This is a genomic window from Rothia sp. HMSC061D12, assembly GCF_001836735.1.
Lineage (GTDB): Bacteria > Actinomycetota > Actinomycetes > Actinomycetales > Micrococcaceae > Rothia.
In genome coordinates this window covers 1,017,000-1,039,223 of sequence record NZ_KV830305.1, presented here as the reverse complement: position 1 = coordinate 1,039,223, position 22,224 = coordinate 1,017,000, and the positions used below count along the sequence as shown (strand labels likewise).

General features: G+C 60.4%; 18 protein-coding genes. 9 read left to right on the top strand and 9 right to left on the bottom strand.

Annotated elements, in window-relative coordinates; genetic code table 11:
* A partial coding sequence (locus HMPREF2682_RS03995) for a hypothetical protein (RefSeq protein WP_246827246.1) occupies window positions 1-1,353 on the bottom strand: 1,353 nt, incomplete at its 3' end.
* A gap of 255 nt (window positions 1,354-1,608) precedes the next feature.
* Here HMPREF2682_RS03995 and HMPREF2682_RS03990 point away from each other — a divergent pair.
* The 3 genes from HMPREF2682_RS03990 (at window position 1,609) to HMPREF2682_RS03980 (ending at window position 3,612) form a co-directional block, all read left to right on the top strand.
* Window positions 1,609-2,145 (top strand): NUDIX hydrolase, encoded by a 537-nt coding sequence (locus tag HMPREF2682_RS03990; RefSeq protein WP_210400853.1) that lies wholly within the window; start codon window positions 1,609-1,611, stop codon window positions 2,143-2,145.
* A 148-nt stretch (window positions 2,146-2,293) separates the two neighbouring features.
* Window positions 2,294-2,881 carry an LOG family protein gene (locus HMPREF2682_RS03985; RefSeq protein ID WP_070831640.1) on the top strand — a complete coding sequence of 196 codons (588 nt, stop codon included), beginning with the start codon at window positions 2,294-2,296 and terminating at the stop codon, window positions 2,879-2,881.
* Between the two features lie 26 nt (window positions 2,882-2,907).
* On the top strand, window positions 2,908-3,612 hold the full coding sequence (locus HMPREF2682_RS03980; RefSeq protein ID WP_070642850.1) for a pyroglutamyl-peptidase I: 705 nt from the start codon (window positions 2,908-2,910) through the stop codon (window positions 3,610-3,612).
* A 132-nt stretch (window positions 3,613-3,744) separates the two neighbouring features.
* On the opposite strand, the gene pgi is transcribed toward HMPREF2682_RS03980, so the two are convergent.
* Window positions 3,745-5,421: a glucose-6-phosphate isomerase gene (pgi, locus tag HMPREF2682_RS03975; RefSeq protein WP_070687870.1), complete on the bottom strand. Its 1,677-nt coding sequence runs from the start codon at window positions 5,419-5,421 to the stop codon at window positions 3,745-3,747.
* A gap of 399 nt (window positions 5,422-5,820) precedes the next feature.
* Here pgi and HMPREF2682_RS03970 point away from each other — a divergent pair, with 399 nt between their 5' ends.
* From HMPREF2682_RS03970 to dapC, 6 genes are all read left to right on the top strand, one after another.
* Entirely contained in the window at window positions 5,821-7,992 is a 2,172-nt protein-coding gene (locus HMPREF2682_RS03970) for an acyltransferase family protein (protein ID WP_070831639.1), read from the top strand.
* 203 nt (window positions 7,993-8,195) lie between these two features.
* Entirely contained in the window at window positions 8,196-9,149 is a 954-nt protein-coding gene (locus HMPREF2682_RS03965; protein ID WP_070831636.1) for an NAD(+) diphosphatase, read from the top strand.
* A 209-nt stretch (window positions 9,150-9,358) separates the two neighbouring features.
* Entirely contained in the window at window positions 9,359-11,272 is a 1,914-nt protein-coding gene (typA, locus tag HMPREF2682_RS03960; RefSeq protein ID WP_049347061.1) for a translational GTPase TypA, read from the top strand.
* Between the two features lie 305 nt (window positions 11,273-11,577).
* On the top strand, window positions 11,578-12,927 hold the full coding sequence (locus HMPREF2682_RS03955; RefSeq protein WP_070831633.1) for a PIG-L family deacetylase: 1,350 nt from the start codon (window positions 11,578-11,580) through the stop codon (window positions 12,925-12,927).
* 485 nt (window positions 12,928-13,412) lie between these two features.
* Window positions 13,413-13,733: a ferredoxin gene (fdxA, locus tag HMPREF2682_RS03950; protein WP_049354209.1), complete on the top strand. Its 321-nt coding sequence runs from the start codon at window positions 13,413-13,415 to the stop codon at window positions 13,731-13,733.
* Between the two features lie 193 nt (window positions 13,734-13,926).
* Window positions 13,927-15,066, top strand: a complete 1,140-nt coding sequence (gene dapC, locus HMPREF2682_RS03945; protein WP_049347067.1) for a succinyldiaminopimelate transaminase — start codon at window positions 13,927-13,929, stop codon at window positions 15,064-15,066.
* A gap of 119 nt (window positions 15,067-15,185) precedes the next feature.
* Here the strand turns inward: dapC and HMPREF2682_RS03940 are convergent, their stop codons facing one another.
* The 7 genes from HMPREF2682_RS03940 to dapD all read right to left on the bottom strand — a co-directional run bounded on the left by HMPREF2682_RS03940 (window position 15,186) and on the right by dapD (window position 22,142).
* A complete protein-coding gene (locus HMPREF2682_RS03940; protein WP_005508486.1) occupies window positions 15,186-16,124 on the bottom strand; it encodes an amino acid ABC transporter permease in 939 nt (312 codons plus the stop codon).
* Window positions 16,121-16,804 carry an amino acid ABC transporter permease gene (locus tag HMPREF2682_RS03935; RefSeq protein ID WP_049327621.1) on the bottom strand — a complete coding sequence of 228 codons (684 nt, stop codon included), beginning with the start codon at window positions 16,802-16,804 and terminating at the stop codon, window positions 16,121-16,123. Before HMPREF2682_RS03935 ends, HMPREF2682_RS03940 begins: the two co-directional genes overlap by 4 nt.
* Before the next feature lie 20 nt (window positions 16,805-16,824).
* Window positions 16,825-17,655, bottom strand: a complete 831-nt coding sequence (locus HMPREF2682_RS03930; RefSeq protein WP_049337285.1) for a glutamate ABC transporter substrate-binding protein — start codon at window positions 17,653-17,655, stop codon at window positions 16,825-16,827.
* A 15-nt stretch (window positions 17,656-17,670) separates the two neighbouring features.
* Complete coding sequence (locus tag HMPREF2682_RS03925; protein WP_049337287.1) at window positions 17,671-18,435, bottom strand: amino acid ABC transporter ATP-binding protein; 765 nt, start codon at window positions 18,433-18,435, stop codon at window positions 17,671-17,673.
* A 377-nt stretch (window positions 18,436-18,812) separates the two neighbouring features.
* A complete protein-coding gene (gene galE, locus HMPREF2682_RS03920; protein WP_005508490.1) occupies window positions 18,813-19,826 on the bottom strand; it encodes a UDP-glucose 4-epimerase GalE in 1,014 nt (337 codons plus the stop codon).
* A 225-nt stretch (window positions 19,827-20,051) separates the two neighbouring features.
* Entirely contained in the window at window positions 20,052-20,936 is an 885-nt protein-coding gene (locus HMPREF2682_RS03915; RefSeq protein ID WP_070831630.1) for a DUF4253 domain-containing protein, read from the bottom strand.
* Window positions 20,937-21,176: 240 nt separating this feature from the next.
* Window positions 21,177-22,142, bottom strand: a complete 966-nt coding sequence (gene dapD / locus HMPREF2682_RS03910; RefSeq protein WP_049346897.1) for a 2,3,4,5-tetrahydropyridine-2,6-dicarboxylate N-succinyltransferase — start codon at window positions 22,140-22,142, stop codon at window positions 21,177-21,179.
* Window positions 22,143-22,224 lie beyond the last annotated feature (82 nt).

Sequence of the window (22,224 nt, the reverse complement as noted above, 5' to 3'; positions counted from 1 at the left end):
TGCGTCGGTCGGGTTCACGCCCACGGTTGCTTCCGGCAGAGCGGGAACCGTCGGTGCGTCAGTGGGGTTCACGCCGACTGTTGCTTCCGGCAGAGCGGGAACCGTCGGGGCGTCGGTCGGGTTAACGCCAACGGTGGCTTCCGGCAGTGCGGGGACAGTGGGTGCGTCGGTCGGGTTTACACCGATGGTTGCTTCCGGCAGTGCAGGAACGGTCGGTGCGTCGGTCGGGTTTACGCCAACGGTTGCCTCGGGCAGGGGAGCCACGGTCGGTGCGTCAGTGGGATTTACACCAATGGTTGCTTCCGGCAGGGGTGCCACGGTGGGTGCGTCGGTCGGGTTCACACCAACGGTTGCCTCGGGCAGGGGAGCTACGGTGGGTGCATCGGTGGGGTTTACACCGATAGTTGCCTCGGGCAGGGGTGCTACGGTGGGTGCGTCGGTCGGGTTCACGCCCACGGTTGCCTCCGGCAGAGGAGCCACCGTCGGAGCATAGGTCGGAACCGCAGAAACCACGGGCTCCTGTGCGAAAAGCTCAAGAGGCTTCTGAGCATCAAACGAGCCGTACTCAGCACCCTCAACGCCAGCCGCCATGGTGCCCGCAATGTACTTGTGAGAGGTATTCAGTGTCGCCGCAACATCCGCCGGAACCTTCACCTCCGTCTCAAAGACACCGTTGTGAATCTGCGAAGCAGGCACCGTCACCTCAGCCACGAAACGCATACCCTGCTGAGGAAAACGACCGGGAACCCACACATTCGTATCAGACACCACCACGCGCACACCGTGCGGGGTAGCCTCACCGGTGTAGCCGGTACCGCGGACCTTCAACACGGTCTCACCCTTGGTGTTCAAACGCGGCGAATCCACGTGCAGAACCGGTGCGGCGCTATCCTTCACAACGTCCATGCGCAGAACCTGACCGCCCCCGTAACCATCAACGATGATATTAGCGACGAAGCTGTAGTTCTTCGCCGGGTCAATCAGGCTACCGGGAACGTAATGGGTCGCAGTCGCCGTGCCGTCCTTGAACGGGCCCTCAACGCGCACCGTCTGAATCGGGTTCAGAAACGGGAAACCCCTATGGTTTGCCTCGTGCAATGCCGGGGCGAAAGCGGTAGTTTTCGCGGGCAGTTTCGACGCCTTGAACGTAATCTTGTTCAGACGCAGGGCGGTCTTCAACTCACGAGTATTGGTCTCAACTTTGTAGTTGTAGACCGTAATAACCGGCGGGTTATCCGGATTCGGGGTATTCGCTGCCGCAACAGAAGGCAGAGCGCCCAGGCTCAAGGAGGCGGCAAGAAGAACAGAAGCACCGGCGCTACCGTAGCGGCGGGCAGGAGAAGAGTTAGCCATCACGAAGTTCCTTCTACATGAGTGATTGAGTGATTCGCACTCTTCCTGTATCGCGCCAAGTCGAGTGCGTATACGGTACCGCGACATCGCGGTTAATTACACCGTAACACGCACCTAAACGCATGAACCGGACATAAGATAACTCGCCGAAATATTACGTAAAACCAATGCCTGCAGGGCGCACAATAGGGCGGATGAATAAGACAAACACGTACAGCGCCGGGTGGAGGATACGGAAATGTTAGGGTGGAAAGCATGCAGAAGAACCCGCAGAACCGAGTAGAAGCAGCCCACACCGCCCAGACAGCTGAGCCCGCCGAGCGCAACGTTACTGAACACAGCGCCATCGATAGCGCCTACCGCGTCGTTAACGTGTGCGCCGTGGCAATCCGCAACCGGGACGGGCTCGTACTCACCGTGCGCAAGCAGGGTAGCGACGGGTTCATGATGCCCGGCGGCAAACCCGAACCGGGGGAGACCCCGCTGCAGACTGCCTGCCGCGAAGTGAGCGAAGAAATCGGGCTCACCCCCGACCCCGACCGGATGCACCACCTCGGACTCCTCGAAGCCGCCGCGCTCAACGAGGCAGGCTTTACGGTGCGCGCCGAAACCTACGAATACGCACCCACACCCGAGCAGCACGAGCAGCTGGCTACGCTGGTGCCGCACGCTGAAATCGCTGAGCTGCGCTGGGTCAACCCCGCCATGAGCAGCCCCTCCGATAGCGCCGCGCAGGCACCTCTCAACACCGAGCAGATCTTCCCGCTGCTGGCACGCACCCCGCTACCCTAACCGCCTCGCCCAATGCGCGCCCCTGACCTGGCGGGCGGCACACATGAGGTACACAGGTACATCCGGTACCCTCAACACAGAACACCGCGAGGCGAAGCCGCCACGCAGCGACGCGTACGGTACCCTCGCCCACCCCTCAAGGAGAACCATGAAGAAGACTGACTACAACCTCGCCGTCTACTGCGGTGCACGCTCCGGCAACGACCCGCTCTTCACCACCCGCGCCCAGGAGCTCGGCACTCTCTGCGCCCAGAACAATATTGGCGTGGTGTACGGAGGCGGCCGCACCGGCCTGATGGGCACCGTCGCGGGCGCAACCCTGGACGCCGGCGGCGTGGTTTACGGCGTGGTCACCCACAAGCTCGTCGGACTGGAGGGCGTGTACCCCGGCCAGACCACCCTCGACATCGTGGACACCATGCACCAGCGTAAAATCGCCATGATCGAGAAGGCTGACGCGTTCGTCGCAATGCCCGGCGGTCCCGGCACCCTCGAAGAATTCTTTGAAGTTTTCAGCTGGCAGTTCCTCGACATTCACTCCAAGCCGGTCGCCCTGCTGAACGTCAACGGCTACTGGGACAAGCTCATCGACGCGATGCACTACATGGCGTCCACCGGTCTGCTCAACGAACGCTACCTGGACGAGCTCATTATCGCGACCACCCCCGAGGAGCTGCTGGAGGCGCTTGCTAAGGACCTGGAACGCCGCGCCGCAGCAAAGAACGCTACTGAATAAAACCACCGCAGAAAACGAGATTGACTATGGCAACCACCCCCAACCAGGCACGCACCCTGCTGCTGACCTTCTTCGGCCCGTTCCCCGGTTTGCCCGTGAACCCCACCGTGGCGCTCGCTGAGGGTGCCCAGCGTCTGCTGACCCGGATACGCCCGGACCTGAACGTCATCACCCGCGAGCTGCCCGTCAGCTACGACGGATCCAGCACCGCCCTGCGTGCCGCCCTGCAGGAGGTGCAGCCCGACGCGCTCATCAGCCTGGGTGTGGCGGTCGGTCGTGACGTGGTTAGCCTCGAACAGGTCGCTATCAACCTGGATTCCGCGGGCATTGAGGATAACGATGGCGACCAGCGCTGCGATGAGCCGATCGCTCCGGGTGGTCAGGAGGCGTACTTCTCCTCCCTGCCGGTGCGCGCCAGCTACGAGCGTCTGCGTGTGGCGGGGGAGCCGGTCGAGATTTCGTACACCGCCGGAACCTACGTGTGCAACCACGTGTTCTATGAGGGCCAGCGCATCAGCCGTGAACTGGGGCTGAGCATCCCCGCCGGGTTCGTGCATGTGCCCGCAACCCGTGCTGACGGTGAAGAGACCACCGAAGACACCGGCATGACTGCTCACCGTGAGGCCGGTGGCGTGGTGCGTGATGAGCGGGGCATCCCGCAGCTGCCCGAATCCACCGTGGTGCGCATTATTGCGGAGGTCGCCTCGGACACCCTGCCCGCCGTGGACTAGCAGCACGGGGTCAGCCAGAACTTTGGAAGATACAACGAAACCGCCGGATAGCCTCCCAAACGGGAGCCTATCCGGCGGTTTGTGCATCCTACACCTGCAGGCTATAAAACCCACGGGCGTAGGTCTGAACTACTACTTGGTGCGGTTCTTCAGGTAGTAGTCAATCAGCGAAGCGGTCGAAGAATCCTGGCGCTCCAGAACCTCGCGGTCACCCTCAATAGCGGGAACCAAATCCAGAGCCAGCTTCTTACCGAGCTCAACACCCCACTGGTCGAAGGAGTCAATACCCCAAACAACACCCTGAACGAAGGTGATGTGCTCGTACAGGGCAATCAGGGAGCCCAGAACGCGCGGGGTCAGGCGCGGCGCCATGATGGAGGTGGAGGGGCGGTTACCGCTGAAGATACGTGCGTTGACCACGTGCTCTGCGGTGCCCTCTGCGCGAACCTCTTCCTCGGTCTTACCGAAAGCGAGAGCCTGAGACTGTGCGAAGAAGTTAGCCAGGAACAGCTCGTGAACGTCCTGCTCGCCGTCCTTGGTCGGGTGGACCGGGTTAGCGAATGCCAGGAAGTCCGCGGGAATCAGGCGGGTACCCTGGTGGATCAGCTGGTAGAAAGCGTGCTGGCCGTTGGTGCCGGGCTCACCCCAGAAGACCTCACCGGTGTCGTAGGTGACGAAGGAGCCGTCCGCGCGAACGGACTTGCCGTTGGACTCCATGGTCAGCTGCTGCAGGTATGCGGGGAAGCGGTGCAGATACTGGTCGTAGGGCAGAACCGCGTGGGTCTCTGCGCCGAGGAAGTTCACGTTCCAGATGTTCAGCAGACCCATCAGAACGGGCACGTTCTGAGCCAGGGGAGCGGTGCGGAAGTGCTCATCCATTGCGTGGAAGCCGGCGAGGAATTCAGCGAAAACCTTCGGGCCGAACACGATAGCCAGGGAGGTGCCGATAGCGGAGTCTACGGAGTAGCGGCCGCCAACCCAGTCCCAGAAGCCGAAAGCGTTCTCGGGGTCAATGCCGAATGCTGCAACCTTGTCCAGTGCGGTGGAGACAGCCACGAAGTGCTTAGCCACTGCCTCGGATGCTTCCTTACCTTCCAGGGCGCCAGCCTCAGCCAGTGCGGAAAGCAGCCACTCGCGTGCCACGCGTGCGTTGGTCAGGGTCTCCAGGGTGCCGAAAGTCTTGGATGCGACGATGAACAGGGTGGTCTCGGGATCCAGGCCGGAGACCTTCTCAGCCACATCGGTCGGGTCAATGTTGGAGATGAAGCGCGCGGTGATGCCTGCATCTGCGTAGGGCTTGAGAGCCTCGTACACCATGACCGGGCCCAGGTCGGAGCCACCGATACCGATGTTCACAACGGTCTCGATGCGCTTGCCGGTGATGCCGGTCCACTCGCCGTTGCGCACGCGCTCAGCGAATGCGTAGATCTTCTTCAGCACGGCGTGAACGTCTGCGTCTACGTCCTGGCCGTCAACGGTCAGCGCGGGGGTGTAGCCCTCGGAGCGGCGCAGCGCGGTGTGCAGTACGGCGCGGTCCTCGGTGACGTTAATGTGCTCGCCGGAGAACATTGCCTCGCGAGCCTGTTCCAGCTTGACCTCTTCAGCGAGCTTGAGCAGCAGCTCGACGGTTTCGGAGGTAATCAGGTTCTTGGAAAGGTCGACGTGCAGTTCGTCGGCGGTGAAGCTGAGCTTCTGCGCGCGTTCCGGGTCAGCGGCAAACCATTCGCGCAGGTTCGGGGTGAGGGATTTGTGATGAGCGGACAGAGCGGACCACGCGGAGGTGGTCGTGGGGTCAATAGAAGTAGTCATGTTTCCATTCTCTTATTTTCGGGTGCCTATGTCACCTCTTTCTGGGGTGATATGGAACGATACGGCGAAAAAATCGAAACCCGGCACTGCTGTGCGCAGCGCAGAATCGGGGCGGGTAAATCGAAGAAAACGAAGAGGGTAACGTGCCTTGTCGGGCGTGCATCCCTCGAGAGAGTGAATGAATCGCACAGGGAATAGGATAAATCCCGCAAACCTTGAAGTTCAGCTTTAAAAAACGTTAGACTAGTCGGAATACTGTCTGGAGTGCAGAAACACCTCGAGGACTGCCACCTCACCCCGCGCCCAGACATCCCTATGAGATTCTTCCGCCCGGTACGACCTTTGGGGCTGAAGACTCATACCAATCTCTCAAGCACACAACACTCAGGACAACTAAACATGGCTTTTAACCTCTTCCAGGGGATTCGTGTGCCTAAAAACAATACGAATCCTCCCTACGAGTCTTTCCTGGAAACCCGCGGCTTCCGCCCCGAAATCCAGGGTCTACGCGCATTCGCTGTGCTGCTCGTCGTGATCTACCACGTGTGGGTGGGCAAGGTCTCCGGCGGTGTGGACGTCTTCCTGTTCATCTCCGCTTTCCTGCTCTCGCTCTCCTTCATGCGGAAGATCAATGAGGGTAAGCCCCTCAAACTCCTGAACTACTGGACGCACGTGTTCACCCGTCTGCTGCCCGCAGCGTCGGTCGTGATTCTGCTGACCCTCGCCGGAAGCTTCCTGGTACTCTCACCGACCGTCTGGAGCGCACGTGCCGTGGACGCGCAGGCATCCCTGTTCTACTGGCAGAATTGGAACCTGGCGAACAACGCGGTGAACTACTTTGCCTCCGACACCGGCGGCAAGACGCCCTTCCTGCACTTCTGGTCCCTGTCGATTCAGGGTCAGATTTTCCTGCTGTGGCCGGTGCTCTTCGCAATCACCGCTCTGCTGGTGAAGAAGGCTCGTATCAAGCCGGTACCCGCCGCCGTGCTGGTCTTCGGCCTGGTCTTCTGCGCATCCTTCGCGTTCTCCGTGTGGGAGACCAAGAACTTCGCCGCCTACGCCTACTTCGATACCCGCACCCGCCTCTGGGAGTTCGCGGTCGGTACCCTGCTCGCCATCATGACCCTCAAGTGGAAGCCCGCACACGTGGGCACCCGCGTGGTCATGGGCTGGATTGGTACCATCGGTCTGATTACCTGCGGCGCCGTGCTGCCTGTTGAGAAGGCGTTCCCCGGCTTCCTCGCCCTGTGGCCGATTCTCTCCGGTGCACTGGTCATTATTGCCGGCCGCACCGATCATAAGTTCGCGATTGACCGTCTGCTGACCTCCAAGCCGCTGCTGAACCTGGGCAATATTTCCTACGCCCTGTACCTGGTGCACTGGCCCATGCTTGTGCTCTACAGCGCCGCCGCGGGTAAGCCGCGCGTCTCCTTCCTCGAAGGCACCGTACTGATTGCCGCATCGATTGGCCTGGCGTGGGTTCTGAACCGCTTCGTGGAGAAGCCCCTGCGCTCGGCATTCGACAACTTCCTGCCGGCGCTCGCCTCCAAACTGAAGTTCAAGCGCCCGGTCACCTCCTACGCAGCGTGGGCTGGCAACATCGCATTCGTTGCGGCAATTCTTGCCCTGGTCGCACCGACAGTGCTCGGTACCCGCGCACTGGCTGAGCAGCGTGACGCACAGGTTATCAGCAACGCGATGAGCAGTATCCAGGACGATAAGGACACCTACCCCGGTGCCCGTGCACTCTCGCCCGATAAGGAGCTCGTTGAAGCTGACCCCATCCCGAAGAACGCTACTATTGCTAGTCTATTCGTCCCCTGGGATACCGGTTGTAAGGGTTCCTATGCTCTGACTCATGAACAGCTGGATATCAGTTGCGGCTACACGAAGAACGCCTCCGACGATGCGCCTCTCTTTGCGGTCGTGGGTAGCTCCCACGCTCTGCAGAAGACTGAGGCTCTGAAAGGTATTTCTAAGCAGGCGGGCGCTAACCAGCTCAACCTGCTGCTAACCGGTTGCCCGTATCCTTTCACCCAGCCTGAGAATACGGTGAATGGGTTCATGAAGCGTTGCATCCCGTTCACTGAGAACGCGACCGCTGAAATTCTGGCGGCCAAGCCGACCACCGTGTTTATTATTTCGACCACCACCGCAACAACTGCTGAGGGCGAAACCGTAGACCCCGGTCTGGACGAGACCTTGCGCAAGCTTACTGACGCAGGTATTCAGGTCATTGGCATTCGCGATAACCCGCGTTTTGCCTCCGACATGTACATGTGCGCAATGAAGGCGAAGAACATCGATGACTGTGCAGAGCCCATCGAAGCAAAGTACGGTGAGGACCCTGCCGCCCCGATTTTCGCCAAGTACGCTGACCGCGGTGCCTACCAGATCGATCTGAAGGATGTGTATTGCCCCGACGGCAAGTGCTCGGTCCTGCAGGGCAACGTGTACATGTACGCCGACTCGAACCACCTGACGAATGTCTACGAGGCAACCCTGACCGATATTATCTACGAGCGTGCCCTTGCTGCTGGTTGGGACCCGAAGGGAACCACCGCAAAGTAACGCACCTGATAAGATTGTGAAGAGTGCAGTGCCCCCTTCCACCGTGTGTGGGAGGGGGCTTTGCTGTGCCCTGAGGTCTTTCTGGAACGTGGGTCGGGAAAGGAACGCTGGTCGGGAAGGAAACGCTGGTTTTTGCTTTTTGTCATGCGAACGTGAGCTACAGCCGCGCAACGAAGGAGCACGAGCGGAGTAGAGTAAAACCTATGACTTCTTCACCTGAACACACGCCCGAGACTGTTTCTGACAGCGCCCCGCGCTACCTGCTCATCTCCCGCGCGGGAGAGACCCTCCTCAACGACGACGGAACCCTGCACTACCTGACCGGTAGCGATACCGCCGAGCCGCTGACCGAGGACGCTATCCTGGCGCGCAGCGTGATTCGCCCCGCCGCCTACAGCGTCGAAGCAGAGAAGGGTAGCGAGGCAGAGAAGAACGGGGCGCAGGTACACGTACTCTACTGCGAGGACGAAACCCTCGCGCAAGTCGCCGCCGACCTGAACAACTCTCGGGTGCGCGCCTCCACCAGTGGTTTCCGCTACTACCCGGTCCACGACGACCCGGAAGGTCGCGCCCACTACGCCACCGCCCTGGCACGCCGCGACTACCTTATCGACATGCGCTACTCCGCCTACACCGGTGAGGAGGCGCCTCTCGGCTCGAAGGGCATCCGCCGCACAGCCTCCGGCGAGATGGTGTTCCCTCGCATTGAACCCGCCGTCATGGCACTGGTGACCAGTCGCGACGGCGAGCGCGTGCTACTCGCGAATAACCGCCAGTGGCACCCCAACCGTTTTGCCCTCATCGCCGGTTTCGTTGACCCCGGCGAAAACCTTGAAGAGGCAATCGCCCGCGAGGTCTATGAGGAGACCGGCCTGCACACCCTCAGCACCGAATACCGTATGAGTGATGTGTGGCCTTTCCCGCGTTCGCTCATGATCTGCTACCGGGTGCGCGTGGATGAGAACGAACCCATCATCCACCACGACGGTGAGATTCGTGCGGCGCGTTGGTTCACTGCCGCGGAGCTGCGTGAGGCGATTGCCATTTCGGAAGAACGCGGCAACAGCGCCGAGGATGACCCCGCCAAGCTGGAGCTGCCCGGCACGAATGCTGTCGCCCGCCGCATGCTTGATGAGTGGCTCGCAGAAAAGCCCTAGTGATACACTGGTAGCTAAGCCCAACGGAGGGGGGTCCGTTTTGGCGTGCCCGGAAACGTTCTCATCGCAGAGCGGGTCCACTGGCATACACTCAAACCGGCAAACACCCCCAGATAACCTATCTAAGGTACTGCCCCGTGACCCCCGCGCCTTCGAGAGCGCACCCGCTGGCAAGACTATCCCCTAGATTTAAGCGAGAAACTTAACGCATGTCTGAAAACACCGCTTCGCGCCCCGACCTTCGCAATGTGGCCATCGTGGCACACGTTGACCACGGTAAGACCACCATCGTCGACGCGATGCTGCAGCAGACCCACGCCTTCTCTGCCCACGCAGATGTTGAAGACCGAGTCATGGACTCCGGCGACCTCGAAAAGGAAAAGGGCATCACCATTCTGGCGAAGAACACCACCGTGTTCTACAACGGCCCTTCCGCCAACGGTGAGACCATCACCATTAACGTTATTGACACCCCCGGCCACGCCGACTTCGGTGGCGAGGTGGAGCGCGGCCTGTCCATGGTTGACGGCGTTGTGCTGCTCGTGGACGCATCCGAAGGCCCGCTGCCCCAGACCCGCTTCGTGCTGCGTAAGGCACTGGCTGCTAAGCTGCCCGTGATCCTCGTGGTCAACAAGGTTGACCGCCCCGACTCCCGTATTGATGAGGTCGTTGGCGAGTCCATGGACCTGCTGCTCGGCCTGGCATCCGACCTGGCGGACGAGGTTCCGGACCTGGACCTGGACGCTGTGCTGAACGTTCCGGTGGTGTACGCATCCGGTAAGGCTGGCGCTGCATCCCTGAACCAGCCCGCAGACGGTCAGCTGCCCGACAACGACGACCTTGAGCCGCTGTTCAAGACCATCATCGAGCACGTGCCCGCCCCCACCTACGACCCCAACGAGGTTCTGCAGGCACACGTGACCAACCTGGACTCCTCCCCGTTCCTGGGTCGTCTGGCACTGGTCCGTATCTTCAACGGCACCCTGAAGAAGGGCCAGACCGTCGCGTGGGCACGTCACGACGGTGAGATTAAGAACGTTCGTATCTCCGAGCTGCTGGCCACCAAGGCTCTCGAGCGCGTTCCCGCAGAGTCCGCTGGTCCCGGCGAAATCGTCGCAGTGGCAGGTATCGAGGACATCACCATTGGTGAAACCCTAACCGACGCTGAGAACCCCAAGCCCCTGCCGCTGATCAAGGTGGACGACCCCGCGATCTCCATGACCATCGGTATTAACACCTCCCCGCTGGCTGGCCGCGTCAAGGGCGCAAAGGTCACCGCACGTCAGGTGAAGGACCGCCTGGACCGCGAGCTCATCGGTAACGTGTCCATCAAGGTTCTGCCCACCCAGCGTCCGGACGCATGGGAAGTTCAGGGCCGTGGCGAGCTCGCCCTGGCTATCCTCGTGGAGCAGATGCGCCGTGAGGGCTTCGAGCTGACCGTGGGTAAGCCCCAGGTGGTTACCAAGACCATCGACGGCAAGGTCTACGAGCCCATGGAGCACATGATCATTGACGTGCCCGAGGAGTACCTGGGTGCTGTTACCCAGCTGATGGCTGCACGTAAGGGCCGCATGGAGAACATGGCGAACCACGGTACCGGTTGGGTCCGCATGGAGTTCGCTGTTCCCGCACGTGGTCTGATTGGTTTCCGTACCCAGTTCCTGACTGAGACCCGCGGTGCCGGTATTTCTTCCTCCTACTCGATTGAGCACGAGCCCTGGGCTGGCGACATTGAGTACCGCACCAACGGTTCGCTGATTGCTGACCGTGCCGGCGTGGTGACCCCCTACGCGATGATTAACCTGCAGGAGCGCGGCACCTTCTTCGTGGAGCCCACCTCCGAGGTGTACGAGGGCATGATCGTTGGTATGAACTCCCGTGCAGACGACATGGAAGTTAACATCACCAAGGAAAAGAAGCTGACCAACATGCGTTCTTCGACCGCGGACAACTTCGAAAACCTGACCCCGCCGAAGAAGCTGACCCTGGAAGAGTGCCTCGAGTTCGCTCGTGAAGACGAGTGCGTTGAGGTGACCCCCGAGGCGATTCGTATCCGTAAGGTCATCCTGGATTCCAACGAGCGTGTCCGCGAGTTCCGCCGCCGCGCACGTGCGAACGACTAATACTGCCGAAGTTACTTCCTAGTGGTTGTAACTGTCGCATAGAGCCGCCGCTACCTTCTGTATGGAAGGTGGCGGCGGTTCTATTTAACCCTCGAACGTCTTCGGGAAATATCGGTGGGGTAGGGGAGGGAGTGTGCTTTTGCTTTCTGCCTAAAACCGCCTCCGAAAAGCCTGAACGCCCCGCACCGTGCGGGTGAGTGTGTAAGATAAAATAATGCGCCCGAGGCGGTGGCACCTACCCGCCACCCCGCACGGCGCTGTTGACTGTCCGAAAAGCCCGACCCTGCGTATGAGAGGGAAAGCCTGTGTCTGATTCCGAGAACACTCAGCCTGATTCTTCGACCCCCAGCTACCCCACGCAGGGTGAGCGCATCGCCCCCGGCTCGCGCCGTGACCTGCTGCCGAATAATTACGATGCGAAGAAGGCGCGCATCCTGTTTGTGCATGCACACCCGGATGATGAGACCTCCTCAACCGGCGCAACCATGGCGTACTACGCGCAGAAGGGCGCGGAGGTGTACCTGCTGACCGCTACCCGCGGTGAGCTGGGCGAGGTCATCCCCGAGGAACTGCACCACCTGGAGGTTGGTAAGCCCGGTTGCCGCGATAACGGTGAGGCGCTGGGCGAGTACCGTACCGGTGAGCTTGCCGGCGCTATCAAAGCGCTGGGCGTGAAGAAGCAGTTCTTCCTGGGGCAGGAACCCGCCGTTGCGGAGGGCGCGCTGCCGCTGTACCGTGACTCCGGCATGGCGTGGGGCCCGGAGGGTAAGCCCGTCGCTAACCCGGTGGCGGCGGAGGATTCGTTGACCGCGCAGCCGCTGGAACCGCAGGCTCAGGCGCTGGTCGCCGCTATCCGCGCCCTCACCCCGGATGTTCTGGTCACCTACGATTCGGACGGCGGTTACGGCCACCCCGACCACGTGCGCGTGTACGAGATCGTGCACCGTGCCCTGCAGATCCTTGAAGATGACGAGGACCGCCCGATTCTTACCTGGGGTATTGAGGGCGAATTCGACGCGGCGGATCAGCGTCTGCAGGCTGCTATTTATGGTGACGGCACCGCCAAGCGCAAGGCAATGGAGGCGCACCGCACCCAGATTACGGTGGTGGACGAGAAGACTTTTGAGTACTCGAATAAGGTGCCGCAGAAGATTTCTGCCGTGGAGACTTTCCGTGTGCTCGACGGTGACCCGACCGCGACCGTGCACCCGAAGCCGCAGGAGGCTGGCCTGGTTGCGGGTATTCTGACCGGCTCGATTCTGGGTATTTTTGCCGGTATTGCCGGGTCGATTTACCACGCTTGGGTCGTGTATGCGGGGGATACCGCCCTGCCCCTCGGCTTGCTGGTGGCGTACCTGACGGTTTTCTTTACCGCCCTGTGGTGCGCCCTGTCGCTGCGTCGTGGCTACGCGGCGGCGGTCGTGGCTGTTGCAGTGTTCGTGACCGTGTACGTGCTCGGTTACGGTCGCCCCGATTCGCCGTTTGTTTTGGTGAACCCGGGCCATTCGGCGATTGGCTTCTACGGTGCCCTGTGGTGGTTTGGTGCCCCGGTTGCGGCGATGCTGGGCATGCTCGTGTACACGCGCGCTCGTGTGAAGGACGCGCAGTATTTCTCGCCGCGTGCGGCGCATCAGCGTGCGCGCGCTAAGAAGTAGTCTGAAGGTTACTGCTCAGTTATAACGTGGGGGAGGGGCGTTCCGGTTAGCCGGGGCGCCCCTCCTGCTGATTTGGTGCTGCACCGCTGCTATCTTCTGTACCCGCCGGATAGCGGAAAATAGGGAAGAAAATTTATGCGTTATTCGATGAATTTCATGCGTGGGAAAAAGTATTGACTTCATCAAAAATTTAATGTGATGAAGATTTCATTTTTTGCTCAAGGTATTTTTAAAAGCGTACCGACTAGCTATAACGCAAAAAAATACCAGGGCAGGCTAGCCTAAAAAATACCCCTGCAAAGCCAAACGTTCGCTGTATGCTACGCCACGAAAATACTGTTAAACAGTCAGCGCGCGATAGACTATACACAGACTTCCCCGCCGGGTACCAACCACTCGGCGGTTTACTCTGTAGATTTTGCCCTGCAGCAGACGACCCGCAGAACGGCGGGCACGGGGCGAACAGCTTCTAGAAAGGCACACCAATGACCTACGTAATCGCGCTTCCCTGCGTGGATGTCAAAGACCGCGCATGCGTTGAAGAATGCCCCGTCGACTGCATCTACGAAGGCGAACGCACCCTGTACATCCACCCGGATGAGTGCGTGGACTGCGGCGCCTGCGAGCCCGTCTGCCCCGTAGAAGCAATCTACTACGAAGACGACGTCCCCGAAGAGTGGACCGAATACGTCAGCGCCAACGCAGACTTCTTCGACGACCTGGGTTCCCCCGGTGGCGCAGCAAAGCTCGGCCCCACCGGCAAGGATGTGCCCTTCATCGCGGCGCTGCCCCCTCGTGGCGAGTAATCCCTGCGGCGAATAATAGCGACAACCGCATAGACTGACCGCACCCGCTAACGGGTGCCAAGAGCCTCCATCACAGCACTCGGTGCCCACGCACCGTCTAGGCGCTGGAATGGAGGCTCTTGCTGTAGGCACGCCAGCGCACGGACGCTAGACTAAAATGACAAAAACTATTCCCAAGCAACCAGGTGACACAATGACTTACGGCCTGAACCTGCCCGAATACCCCTGGGAGGCGCTCGCCCCCTACCGCGCAACCGCGGCCGCCCACCCGGACGGTCCGGTGGACCTGTCCATCGGCACCCCGGTCGACCCGACCCCGCAGAACATTCGTGAGGCGCTGGCGGCTGCCTCCGACGCACCCGGCTACCCGACCACCCACGGCACCCCCGCCCTGCGTGAGGCTATTGCCGAGTGGTTTGCGCGCCGCCGCGGTGTGACTGGTCTGAGTCCGGAGGCGATCATGCCCACGGTCGGTTCGAAGGAGCTCGTGGCGTGGCTGCCGTTCCTGCTGGGTCTGGGCCCGGGCGATGTGGTCGTGTACCCGCGCGTTGCGTACCCCACCTACGATATGGGTGCCCGCTTTGCCCGCGCCGAGTCCGTGCCTGCCGACAGCCTGGACGAGCTGGACGCTGATACCCGTAGCCGCGTGAAGCTGATTTGGGTGAACTCCCCGGCGAACCCGAACGGTGTGGTGCGTACCGTGGAGCAGCTGCGTGAGGTTGTGGCGCAGGCGCGTGAAATCGGTGCCCTGGTGGCATCTGACGAGTGCTATGCGGAGCTCGGTTGGGGTGCCTGGGATGAGGCGCGCGGCGGTCAGCCGGTGCCGTCCATCCTGGATCCTCGCGTGTGTGACGGCGACTTCACCGGCCTGTTTGCCGTGTACTCGCTGTCGAAGCAGTCGAACCTCGCCGGTTACCGTGCCGCGTTCATTGCCGGCGCCCCCGAGCTGATGCCGAACCTGATTAATAGCCGTAAGCACGCCGGCATGATTGTGCCCGCCCCGGTGCAGGCCGCCATGATGGTGGCGCTGGCTGATGAGGCGCACGTGGCGGCTCAGAAGGACCTGTACCGTGCCCGCCGTGAGGTGCTGGAGGAGGCGATTACCGCCGCCGGTGGTCGCATTGAGAATTCTGAGGCTGGCCTGTACCTGTGGACCACTTTCGGTGAGCCCACCTGGGATTCCATTGGTCGCCTGGCGGAGCTGGGTATTATTGCTGGCCCCGGCGTGTTCTACGGCGAGGACGGCGAAGGCTACGTGCGTATTGCCCTGACCGCTTCTGATGAGGCGGTGGCGAAGGCTGCTGAGCGTCTGAAGGCATCGGCCGCTAAGTAGCCCCGACGGGTCTAACTAGCCCGCATAGCAGAAAGCCCCCGCACCCTCCCGAAAGGGGAGTGCTGGGGCTTTGCCGTATCTGCTGATAATCGTTGGCTGAGGAGCCCGAACGAGAAGGGTTACTTGCGGTCGCCGGGCAGAACGAACATCTGAACGGTCGGCGGGTTCGGGTTATCCAGAGCGTCCGGAATCAGGTTTCGGGTCACCTTTGCGGAGGTGCGCGACGCCAGCCTGTCCGTAATGCCGGTTGCTACAGCCGTCAGCACGAAGTTCACCGTCACGAAGAGTGCCGCCGCCAGAATCAGGGTCTGCAGCACGTTGCCGTCACCGGAACCGATGCGGCGCGCCGAAGCGAGCAGCTCGGGGTAGGAGATGATGTAACCGAGGGCGGTGTCCTTCAGAATCACAACGAACTGGCTGAGCATTGAGGGCATCATCGCGGTGAACGCCTGCGGAAGCAGGATCCGAATCAGCGTCTGGGTCGGGGTCAGACCAATCGCAAGACCCGCCTCGCCCTGACCGCGAGGAAGTTGCTTCACGCCCGAACGCAGTAGCTCAGCAATCACCGAGCCGTTGTACAGGGTCAGACCAATCACCACGGCGATGAAGGGCAGCTGAGCCGGCGGAAGGCCGCTGTACTTGCCCAAGAACAGCCAGAAGAAGATCATCATGATCAGCACCGGCACGGCGCGGAAGAACTCTACCACCACGGTGCCGAACCAGCGGATAACGCGGTACTGGGAGAGTCGAGCAATACCGAAGACCACACCGAACGCAACCGAGGTAACCACCGAAACCGCTGCCGCCGACAGGGTCGAGGCAAGGCCCGGCAGGTAGTAGGAGCTCCAGGCGCGGGCGGTGAACAGGTCAGTCCACTTTTCTGCCTCCAGCTGCCCCTTCTGACCCATCACGGTCAGCACATACACCGCAAATAGTGCAAAAAGGACTACCGCAGCAATGTTGAAGATGCGGATACGACGCTGCGCGATAGGACCCGGCTCGTCGAAAAGCACCGAAGAAGCGGCGCGGGTGTCATTACTGATAAAAGGGTTTTTCATCGCTTCACCGCCAGCTTACGGGATGACCAGGTGGTCAACGCACCAATGGGAACAACAATGATGACAAAGCCCATCGCAAACATGATGAAGATAGCAAGCACCATGTTCGCGTCGAACTCAATCATGGATTTCATCAGCCCGGAGGCCTCCGCCACCGACGCGACCGAGGCGACAGTGCTGTTCTTCGTCAACGCAATCAGAGTATTGCCGAGCGGGGTAATGGCGCCGCGTAGAGCCTGAGGGAAAATCACCAGGCGGGCGGTGTCGAAGAAACCCAGACCGATAGCGCGTGCCGCCTCAGCCTGACCCTTCGGCACGGTGTTCACACCCGAACGGATCGCCTCGCAGATAAACGCCGAATGGTAAATCGACAGGGCAATGACCGCGTACACGAAGAAGTTCGTGTCGAAATCGTGCGAGAAGGAGAGCTGGAACTGCGTCCACACACCCAAAATGGCGAAAGTCATCATGATGGTGAGCGGAGTATTACGGACAGTATGCACATAGGCGGTGCCCACCCAGCGCAGGGACGGGACGGGGCTGATGCGCATGAGCGCCAGCACAGTACCGAGAACGAACGAGCCAAGAGCCGCCCAGAAGGTCAGCTGAATATTGGTCATGAAGGCGCCAACCACATCGTACTTGGACAGGAGGGTGCCGAGTTGGTCAAAGAATGACATTCGTGAACCTCTCTAGAGGCCTAGGCGCAGGAGGTGCCCAGGTGCGGCGGGTTGGTTTCGGTGTTGTAGTGGTAGCCGGTGCCTTCGGTGTACTTGGTGATGAGCTTCTCCCAGGTACCGTCGGCAACCATCTCGTTGATGGCGTTGTTCACGGCTTCGCACTTGTCAGTGCCCTTGGGCAGACCCACGCCGTAGCGTTCGGTCGTGAAGGGGGAGCCGACCACTTTCAGCTTGCCCTTGTTCGCTTTGGTGGCTGCCAGACCGGCGAGGGTAATGTCGTCGGTGGTGACGGCGTCCACCACGCCGCCGTTGAGGGCGACCACGCAGTCGGAGTAGCTGTTCTGCTTGACCAGGTTCACGTTCTTGGCGAACTTGTCCTGCACCTTCTGGGCGCTGGTGGAGCCGGTGACGGAGCAGAGGTTCTTGCCGTTGAGGTCGTCCGGGCCGTGAATATCGGTGTTATCGGCACGCACGAGCAGGTCCTGACCAGCCGTGTAGTAGGGGCCGGCGAAGTCCACGGTCTTCTTGCGGCTTTCAGAGATGGAGTAGGTCGCAAAAATCATGTCTACCTGACCGGTGTTGAGCATGTTTTCGCGGTTAGCGGCGGGGGATTCGACGAACTCAATCTGCTCTTCGGAGTAGCCGAGCTTACCGGCGACGTAGCGTGCCACCTCCACGTCGAAGCCGGTGTAGGTGTTGCCGTCCTGGTAACCGAGGCCGGGCTGGTCTACTTTGATGCCGATGCGGATCTTGTGGTCGCTGTCTGCGCTGGAGCATCCGGCGAGGACGCCGGTCAGAGCGAGGGATGCTGCTGCGGCGAGTGCCGCGAGCCTACGTGAATATTTTTGCATGTCGGTCCCTCTGCTTTAGTGGTTGATGATCTTGGAGAGGAAGTCCTTGGCGCGCTCGCTCTTCGGGTTGGTGAAGAACTCGTCCGGGTGCGCCTCTTCGATGATCTCGCCGTCGGCAAGGAAGACGATGCGGTCTGCCGCCTTGCGGGCAAAACCCATCTCGTGGGTCACCACGATCATGGTCATGCCTTCCCTCGCGAGGGAGACCATGGTGTCGAGCACCTCGTTGACCATTTCGGGGTCGAGCGCGCTGGTGGGTTCGTCGAAGAGCATGACCTTGGGCTTCATGGCGAGTGCACGGGCGATGGCGACGCGCTGCTGCTGACCGCCGGAAAGCTCTGCGGGCATCTTGTGCACCTGGGAATCCACACCGACCTTCGCGAGCAGGTTCATGGCTTCTGCTTCTGCCTCTGACTTGGACATTTTGCGGATTCGGCGGGGCCCAAGGGTTACGTTATCGAGGATGTTCTTGTGCGCGAAGAGGTTGTAGGACTGGAAAACCATGCCGACTTCGGCGCGGAGCTTGGCGAGTGCGCGGCCTTCTTCGGGTAGTTCTTGTCCGTCAATGGTGATGGATCCGCTGGTGATAGTTTCGAGGCGGTTGATGGTTCGGCAGAGGGTGGATTTGCCGGAACCGGAGGGGCCGAGGAGGACGACGACCTCACCTTTTCCCACGGAAAGATTGATGTTCTTCAGAACGTGGTTGGTGCCGTAGTACTTGTTGACGTTGGCGATTTCGATGAGGTTTTTCTGCGCTTCGGGAGCTGCCTGTGCGGACATTTTGAACCCTTTCACGTGAGGTGCGTCTATGATGCGGGTTGTCTGTATGCTGAGTTTTCAGCTTACGCCTCAGACGGTTTCCTGTCTGCAAAATATTCACTTTACTGGGTAAGCAATGTGAATTTTTAAGCATGAATGCATAGTTATAGTATTTTTGACGTAAAAATATGGGTAAAAAACACCCCATCTTCACAAAAGGCTCTGACTAGGGAATATATTCTTCCCTTTCTCTACGCACTCACGAGGTGTCAAACGCCTTTGGGGAGGTAGTCACGACTTGGTAAAAATTTCGAAAAAAGTGCAAAAAAAGTGCCCGATAGGTGAGATAAACACCTATCGGGCACTTTTCAACACCCCTCACAAGGGGCTAAAACAGCTTAGGCTTCGTAACCGTTGGGGTTGTTCTTCTGCCAGTTCCAGTGGTCGCGAACCATGGTCTTAATGTCGCGGCTAGCGCTCCAACCCAGATCCGCCAGAGCAGAGGAAGGATCAGCGTAAGAGACCGCAACGTCACCGGGGCGACGATCCACAATCTTGTACGGCAGCTCCTTACCGCACGCCTCCTCGAACGCGTGCAGAACCTGCAGAACCGAGTAGCCGTTACCGGTACCCAGGTTCCAGGTGTGCAGGCCGCCGTGCTCAGTAATGTAGTTCAGCGCCTTCAGGTGGCCGTCAGCCAGGTCAACCACGTGGATGTAGTCGCGCACGCCGGTACCGTCAACGGTCGGGTAGTCGTTACCGAAGACGTTCAGGTGCTCGCGGCGACCCACAGCAACCTGCGCGATGAAGGGCACCAGGTTGTTCGGGATACCCGCCGGGTCCTCACCGATACGGCCGGACTCGTGCGCACCAACGGGGTTGAAGTAACGCAGCAGAGCAATGTTCCACTTGGGATCGGAAGCAGCCAGGTCAACCAGCATGTCCTCAATGTGCTCCTTGGTGCGGCCGTAGCAGGACTGCGCATCCATGTTCATCTTCTCGATCAGAGGCATGGACTCGGGCTCACCGTACACGGTAGCGGAGGAGGAGAACACGATGGAGTGGCAGTCAGCCTCGTCCATTGCGTACAGCAGGTTCAGGGTGCCAGCCACGTTGGTCTGGTAGTACCACAGCGGCTTCTCAGCGGACTCGCCCACAGCCTTCAGGCCCGCAAAGTGAATCACAGCGTCGGGGCGAACCTGCTTGAAGAGAGCCTTCATACCTTCGAGGTCGAGCAGATCAACCTTGTGGAACTCGGGGGCGCGGCCAGCGAGTTCAGCGACGCGCTTGAGGGACTCCTCGGAAGAGTTCGCGAGGTTATCCATGACGACGACGTCGTGGCCTGCCTTGAGCAGTTCAAGTACAGTGTGGGAGCCGATGTAGCCGGCGCCGCCGGTAACGAGTACCTTCATGATGTCCTTTCGGGCTTTATATATCCGGAAAAAGTGCTCCGGATGGGGGACAAAAGCTGTTGAGCTGTATCTAATGGTACAGCTGTGCACGAGGTGTAAGTACCTTCGGACACTGTGCGCTTGTGCACTCTGGTGTGAGCACGTGGGAGGCGTTATTGAGGTGTGTCGCCACTCGCTTTTGCCCAGCGCCTGAATCCGCGTATCAGCTGATTTCTGATCCGACTTCTAATCCCACCAGAAATACCACTGGCGGCTCTGGTGAATAAACTCCGTCAGCTGCTCAATATCTTCAAACACCTGGAACGGAAGATCGGAACAAAATGCGAATTGCTCGACCGCCAGATTCTTCGCCTCGACCGGGTCGGTGACGGGGCGTTCCACCAGAAATTCTAGGCAGTCAGCACCGTCAAGAGCCGCCGGGATGGCACCGTACTTTTCACGCCAATAGTGGGTGAACGCCAGCTGCGTTTCAGCGTCCGGGCAGTCATTCCAGCCGCCAAAGGGCAGGTACGCGGGAATATCGGCGGGGTCATCGGTCGGAATCTGCAGCAGGAGCATCTCGCCTTTCTCCTCCTCATCCGCAAGCTCGTAGCAGAGCAGAGCGGAAAGAGTCGGGGCGTCATCTTCGGGCTCCTCATCGGGCAGAAAATCGGAGCTCATAAACTCGTCAACAAGCTTGTTGAGGTCGAACTCGTCAGGGGCGTCCTCGTGAGTATCTTCGCCGTCACCGGTAACCTTGCGCAGCTGCTGGGCAATGACTGCGCTGCCGTACTCTTCGGCGGAGGCGCCGCCCCGGGCGGTACGGTAACGCTGCAGGATGGCACGAGTGTAGGCGCTCACCTGCTCGGGGGTTAGCGTCTCAACATCGTCAATGATGTCGTGCTCAAGGGACACCGCGATAACCATGCTTTCAAGCACCGTATCGTTCAGGTTCAGGAAGAAAGGGACGAACCCCTGCGCGCGCCCCAGCTTAGACAGCTCATCGTAACGAGCCATGGCATCAGCAGCCGAAGCGCCCATTGGAATACGCTCGTGCGGGTAGGGGAAGAGACGCGTAAAGTGCCGGTAGGTTTCGCTCATCGTCGACTCTGACTTAGTCGATTCGGGCATCTGAATTCCTCTCTGAACTGTATAAGCGGTCAGTCATGGCGGGTGCGCTGTACCCGGTACTACCAGCCTAGCGAAAGCCCGAGCCGCCCGCCCTGAAAACGGTCATCGTAGCCGCCACGGATTCGCGCCCAGCCTGTGAAAGCGGCAGAAGAAGGAACACAGGGCACAGAAAAGGGGCCGGGATGCTTCACACATCCCGACCCCAAAAGATTGCAAAGACAACCAGCACTAGTGCACAGACTAGTTCAGGTGCAGCGCCTCGTTCAGCTCCACGGTGTTCTTTGCACGCGGCAGAACCTCAATCGCGCCGCTGATCGAATTGCGGCGGAACAGCAGGTTCGACACGCCGGACAGCTCCGCAGCCTTCACCACGCGCGCCTCCTGACCGGGTAGCAGAACACTCACGCGCGAACCGGCGGTCACGTACAGGCCAGCCTCAACCACGCAGTCATCACCCAGGGCAATACCGATACCGGACTCCGCACCCAGCAGAGAACGCTCACCAATGGACACGCGCTGAGTGCCGCCACCGGAGAGGGTACCCATCGTGGAGGCGCCGCCACCCACATCCGAGCCGTCGCCCACCACAACGCCCTGAGAAATACGACCCTCAACCATGGAGGTGCCCAGGGTACCGGCGTTGAAGTTCACGAAGCCCTCGTGCATCACGGTCGTGCCGGACGCCAGGTGCGCACCCAGGCGCAGGCGATCACCGTCACCAATGCGCACGCCGGCGGGAACCACGTAATCCACCAGGCGCGGGAACTTATCAATGTGGCTCACGTTCAGGTGGCCCAGCTTGCGCAGACCAATCGCCAGCTTCTGGAACTCGGCGGCAAGCACCGGGCCGTGGTTGGTCCACGCAACATTCGCCAGGGTGCCGAACAGGCCGTCCAGGTTCAGCTCGTTGGGGCGAACCAGAGTGTGGGAGAGCAGGTGCAGACGCAGGTACGCGTCGACCGCGTCTTCGGGTGCCTCATCCAGGTTGATGGATGCGGTACGCACCTCGGTGCGGGCATTGCGCGCCGGGTGCTCGGCGGCCAGTTCCTCCAGCTCGTCCGCGATGGACAGGTCGGGGGTCTGGGTGAGGGAGGGAGCGGGGAACCAGGCATCCAGGACGGTGCCGGCGTGCTCGCCAGAGACAACAACATTGACCAGTGCGACGCCGGAGGCGTAACGGGGAGTGTTTTCAGACATGCCTCCCATTATAGTTTTGGGGGTGAGAGCCCCTTCAAGACCGTCTCATATGCTCGATATGGGCGTTGTGGGCGCGGGTGTGTGTACCGGG